Origin of the sequence: Curtobacterium sp. MMLR14_010 (assembly GCF_001865015.1) — a bacterium.
Lineage (GTDB): Bacteria > Actinomycetota > Actinomycetes > Actinomycetales > Microbacteriaceae > Curtobacterium.
In genome coordinates, this window is sequence record NZ_MJGV01000068.1 from 246,693 (window position 1) to 251,998 (window position 5,306).

At 68.2% G+C, this 5,306-nt stretch carries 3 protein-coding genes and 1 pseudogene; all 4 read left to right on the forward strand.

The features are described from left to right. Positions 1 to 200: 200 nt before the first annotated feature. Positions 201 to 959 carry a DUF5819 family protein gene (locus BIU98_RS15060; RefSeq protein WP_139200768.1) on the forward strand — a complete coding sequence of 253 codons (759 nt, stop codon included), beginning with the start codon at positions 201 to 203 and terminating at the stop codon, positions 957 to 959. 2 nt (positions 960 to 961) lie between these two features. Continuing rightward, a complete protein-coding gene (locus tag BIU98_RS15065; RefSeq protein ID WP_071278305.1) occupies positions 962 to 2,335 on the forward strand; it encodes an HTTM domain-containing protein in 1,374 nt (457 codons plus the stop codon). Positions 2,336 to 2,337: 2 nt separating this feature from the next. After that, positions 2,338 to 3,744 carry an NAD(P)/FAD-dependent oxidoreductase gene (locus BIU98_RS15070; protein ID WP_071278307.1) on the forward strand — a complete coding sequence of 469 codons (1,407 nt, stop codon included), beginning with the start codon at positions 2,338 to 2,340 and terminating at the stop codon, positions 3,742 to 3,744. A gap of 144 nt (positions 3,745 to 3,888) precedes the next feature. After that, positions 3,889 to 5,306 (forward strand): annotated as a pseudogene (locus tag BIU98_RS19070) (hypothetical protein); the annotation flags it as partial.

Consider the following 5,306-nt stretch of genomic DNA (forward strand, 5'->3'; position numbering starts at 1 on the left):
GGTGCCGTTCGGCGTTTCGTGCTTCCTGGCCCCCGCCAGACGGGTCGATCACCCGCCACACGATATGTGAATGTTGTAGATCGCACATAACGCTGATATATTCATCCACGAGAGCACCCGGCTGTGCAGCCCGCGCCGCTCTCCGTGGAATCCCGGATACCCATCAGAGAGGCGTCATGTCGTCCCCCAGTCCCCGTCTCATGAGACGCCGCCCCGTCGTGCGCGTCGTACTCGTGCTCGTGTCGCTCATCGCGGCGTGGCACATCTTCGCCCAGCTCCTCTGGATCGCCCCCTACTCGGCGGCCATGCGCTCGATCGTCCCCGGCAACTTCCTCACCAGCTGGCAGATCCCGTTCTTCGGGCAGAGCTGGTCGGTCTTCGCGCCGGACCCCATCAACGGCAACTACCACTTCTACATCCGCGGCATCGAGACGGTCGACGGCAAGCAGCAGAACAGCGAGTGGATCGACGCCGCCGACACCGAGCTGAAGTTGTCCCGGCACAACCTGCTCCCGCCGCGCGCAGCCGGCCTGGCGAACGAGCAGGCGAGCAAGTACCGCGACGCCTACGGCAAGCTCACCGCCGACCAGCAGAAGGTCGTCGAGGCCAACTACTACACGGGTGACAACTGGAAGTCCCGCTTCGAAGCGGCGCTCTACGCGGCCTCCGGTGACGATGCCACGGCCAAGGCCAACGCCAACACGTTCATCACCCAGCACGCCTTCACGACCGCCTACGCCACCCAGGTCGCCAAGACCATGTGGGGCGAGGACGTGGACACGATCCGGTTCGCCGTCTCCCGCCAGAACGCGGTGCCCTTCGACAAGCGGAACGACCCGAAGGCGAAGGACGAGCCCGAGCAGTGGTCTCCCACCGGGTGGCGCGGCGCCTTCGTGATGCCGGGGCAGTCCCACGAGGACTTCGCCGACACCTTCAAGAAGCTCGCAGAGGAGAAGTGACCATGGGCAACGTCATCACCACCGGCGCCGGCCGTCTCGGTCGGATGCTCAAGGACCTCGTCTGCGGCGGGCGCACCGGCGGCCTGTCGCTCCTGCGCCGCGGAGCCACCTTCACTGAGGACTGGCTGCTCGGCAAGCAGCGCGCACTCTACGGACTCGCCGTGTTCCGCATCCTCATCGGTGTGATGGGCATGGGCATCCTCGCAGCCAACTGGTCCACCCGCCTCTACGCCTACGGTGCCGGCTCCGCCTGGACCGGACAGCACCTCTACCCGGGCAGCGACTTCGCGAAGACCTGGTTGTTCGGCTGGTTCAGGTTCGTCGGCCCGAACGACCTCGGCTTCTCGCTGAGCTACATCGGCCTCTTCGTCGTCGCCTTCCTCGTGGCGATCGGCTGGCGCACCAAGTTCGTCCTCCCGGTCTACCTCGTCTTCTACGTCTCGTTCATCGAGATGAACGACCTGCTGAGCGACCAGAGCGACAACCTCCTGCGCATGGTCATGATCTACATGCTCTTCGCCAACACCTCGGCGCGGCTCTCGCTGGACGCCCGACGACACACGAAGTCGCACGACAGCCTGCGCCGCTTCGAGCGCCGCAGCCGGATCACCAGGCCCTACAGTGCGCTGTTCCACAACCTCGCGATCGTCGTCACGACCATGCACGTCGGCTTCGTCTACATGTCCGGCGCCCTCTACAAGGCGCAGGGCGGAACGTGGGGCGCCGGCACCGCCGTGTACGGGCCGCTGATGGTCGACCGCTTCTCCACCTGGCCCGAGATCGCCAAGGTCATCACCACGTGGGGCCCGATGGTCGCGGCCTTCTCGTGGGGCACGATCATCCTGCAGATGATGTTCCTGCCGATGCTCCTCAACCGCATCACCCGGATCATCGTGCTGATCGGCATCATGTCGTTCCACGTCGGCATCGGTGTGCTCATGGGGCTGCCGTTCTTCTCGATGGCGATGATCGCCGTCGACGCGATCTTCGTCCGCGACCACACCTGGCGTGCGATGGGCCGCGGCCTCAAGCGAGCCTGGGACGACGCTGCTCGACGTTCGCCCGGTGTCACCATGGCCGAGCGCCGTTCGACGGCAGTCGCCGTCGCGGCCACCCCGGTGGACGACGCGTGGGCAGGATCGGCCCCCGTCTCGCCGACCGTCTTCCCCGACGACCTGGAGGCCCGGCCCACGCCCGTCACGACCGTCCCGGACACGAGCGTGGTCACCACAGCCACGGGAACGGCCGACCTCTGGACGCGACAGTCCGTTGCCAGCGCACCCCGAGCCTCCAGCCCGGAAGCCCCACATCCGGACGCAGACGCGGACGCGGACGCGGGCTCGACGGAGCGTCACGACGACTCCGTGGTGGTCTGAGCATGCGGGCCGTCGTGGTCGGCAGCGGGCCGAACGGTCTGGCCGGCGCGATCCGGCTGGCGCAGGCCGGCGCGAGCGTCACCATGCTCGAGTCGCACTGGCGGATCGGGGGAGCGGTGGGCTCCGCGGAGCTGACCGCACCCGGGCTGGTCCACGACCTCGGGGCGTCCTTCATGCCGCTCGCCGCGGCGTCGCCCTTCCTCCGTTCCCTCGGGCTCGAGCGCCGCGGGGTGCACTGGGACGAGGCGCCTGCCGCCCTCGCCCACCCGCTCGACGACGGAAGTGCCGGCGTGCTGTACCGCGACATCGCCAGGACCGCCGAGGGCATGGGCAGCGACGGAACGACCTGGCGCAACCTGTTCGGCCCCTTCGCCGACCGGTTCGATGACCTGACCGCCGACGCGCTGCAGCCCCTGGCGCGCGTGCCCCGGCACGCCGCACTCATGGCGCGGTTCGGAGCGCTGGCCGCACAGCCCGCGCTCCGACTCGCCGGGTCGTTCCGTGAGGAGCGGCACCGCGCCCTGTTCGCCGGCATCGCCGCGCACGCGTTCGGGCGGCTCGACACGACGTTCTCCTCTGCCATCGGCGTGATGCTCGCATCTGCCGGGCACGCTGTCGGCTGGCCGGTCGTCCGCGGTGGTGCCCAGGTGCTCGCCGACGCCCTCGTGGCAGAGCTCGAGTCGCTCGGCGGCCGTGTCGAGACCGGCCGCACCGTCACCGACGTGCGCGAGCTCGATGACGCCGACGTCGTGCTGCTCGACGTCGCACCGAGTGCCGCCGTCGAGATCCTGCACCACCGGATCCCCGAGCGGTCCCGCCGGGCATTCACCGAGTACACGCACGGCCCGGCCGCCTACAAGGTGGACTTCGCCATCGACGGGGACATCCCGTGGACCGCCGCCGAGTGCCAGGAAGCCGGCGTCGTGCATCTCGGTGGCACCGCGGACGAGGTCGCCATGGCGGAGGCCCAGGTCGTCAGCGGGAAGTCCTCCCGCGCGCCGTTCACCCTCGTCGGACAGCAGTGGAAGGCCGATCCCACTCGGTCGTCCGGCGGACTCAACCCCGTCTGGGCGTACGCCCACGTGCCCTACGGCTCGACCGTCGCCGCCGAGAACCGGATCACGAGCCAGATCGAACGGTTCGCGCCCGGGTTCCGGGACCGCATCGTGTCCACCCGCGTCACCAGTGCCATGGGCCTGGCAGCGGCGAACTCGAACTTCGTCGGCGGCGACATCAACACCGGCGCGAACACCTTCCGGCAGCTGATCGCCCGCCCGACGTTCGGGTCGAACCCCTACAAGACCGGCGTGCCCGGGGTGTACCTGTGCTCGGCGGCCACGCCACCGGGGCCGGGTGTGCACGGCATGAGCGGCGTCAATGCCGCGAACCGGGCGCTGCACGTCGCCTGACCACACTTCCGGCCCGGGTGCCATCGCCCGGGCCGGGCTCGACCGGAGCATGCCCCACGTGAGCCGGCCGAGGACCCCTGCGCGTGATGAGCATGGCAGGGATCAAACGGAGCCATTTGCTCCACAACCAGGAGAAACAATCACATGAGCAAGCACAAGCGCTCTGCAACACGCAAGATCGTCGCAGCGTCGACGATCGGCGCCCTCGCGGTATCGGGTGCCGCGTTCGGCGTCTTCTCAGTGGCAAATGCCGATGAAAGGGATGTCTCGGCAGCGCCGAAGGCGACCGTCAACACCGTCACGGGGCCGCTCGTCTTCAAGGCTGGCTCGAAGTACCTTCGTTTCAACGGCGAGGCTAAAGAGTTCTATGGGCTGGGCGTGAAAGAGTTCCCGACCCTGGCCGCTGCGTGGTCCGCCGACATGCCGGTGTTCACCTACCCGGGACCCGGCGAGACCGGCACCATCACGGACTCGGCAGGCCAGTGCGCCACGACCGGCAACTACTTGATGCCCAACACCAACATGATCAGGGCGAGGTGGGAAGCGTGTTCCGGCCCGGGGAACCAAGAGGCCTCCCAGAGCTTCACGAACACGGCGCAGGGCATGCGCGTGAACGGAGTCGTGTACCGGAACGTCGACAAACGTGATTACCAAGCGCACCTGTACGACGGCGCGGGTTGGGACAAGCCTGGTTACATGTGGGCCGCCTGGAAAAAAGATTCGACCGCAACAGCGCCGGAAGTGGCTCCGAGCAACGGCAATGCTTCTGCTTCCGCCGGTGCTTCGGCAACTGCGGATGGGAACAACAACCCGGCAGCGGTTGCGGCTGCCGAGGCCGCCGCGAACAGTGATGCGACGTCGATCGCGGATGCCGCGTCGGACATCAGCGCGAACTCTGCGGCGAAGATCGCAGGGAATCAGGTGACGACGGCCGCGGCCAATGCTGCCGAGGATGTGTCGTCGGATCCGAGTTCGGCTGGTTCTGTTGCGGCGAAGGCTGCTGCGAAGAACGACAACTCGTCCAACACGCTCGGTGCTGGCACGGTCGCGGCGAATGCGTCGCCGAACTCGGCGTCGAAGGCTGCTGCGATTGGGACGTCTTCGGCGAATGCGTCTGCTGAGGCGAACGGTAACCGCAATGCGGCTGCTTCGGCTTCGGCGTCGGCTGATGCGGACGGGGACAACAACCCGGCGGCGGTCGCAGCTGCTGAGGCCGCTGCGAACGACGACGGCACGACTGCTGCGTCGGCCGCCGGTGACGTCACTGCCAAGGCTGCCGCGCAGATCGCGGGCAACCAGCTGACGACCGCGTCTTCCGACGTCACTCTCGACGCTGACGCCGACCCGGGGAGCTCCTCGAAGGCTGCGGCGAAGGCTGCGGCGAAGGCTGACAACTCGACGACGGCGAACGGCGCTGGTTCGGTCGTCGGTACGGCGGACCCGGCTGCCGCGTCGAAGGGTGCGTCGCTTGCGTCGTCCTCGACGGACGCCTCGTCTGAAGCTGCTGCGGACGCGGAGGGCGACCAGGCGGGTACGCCGAGTGGTGACCCGGTGGGGACGCC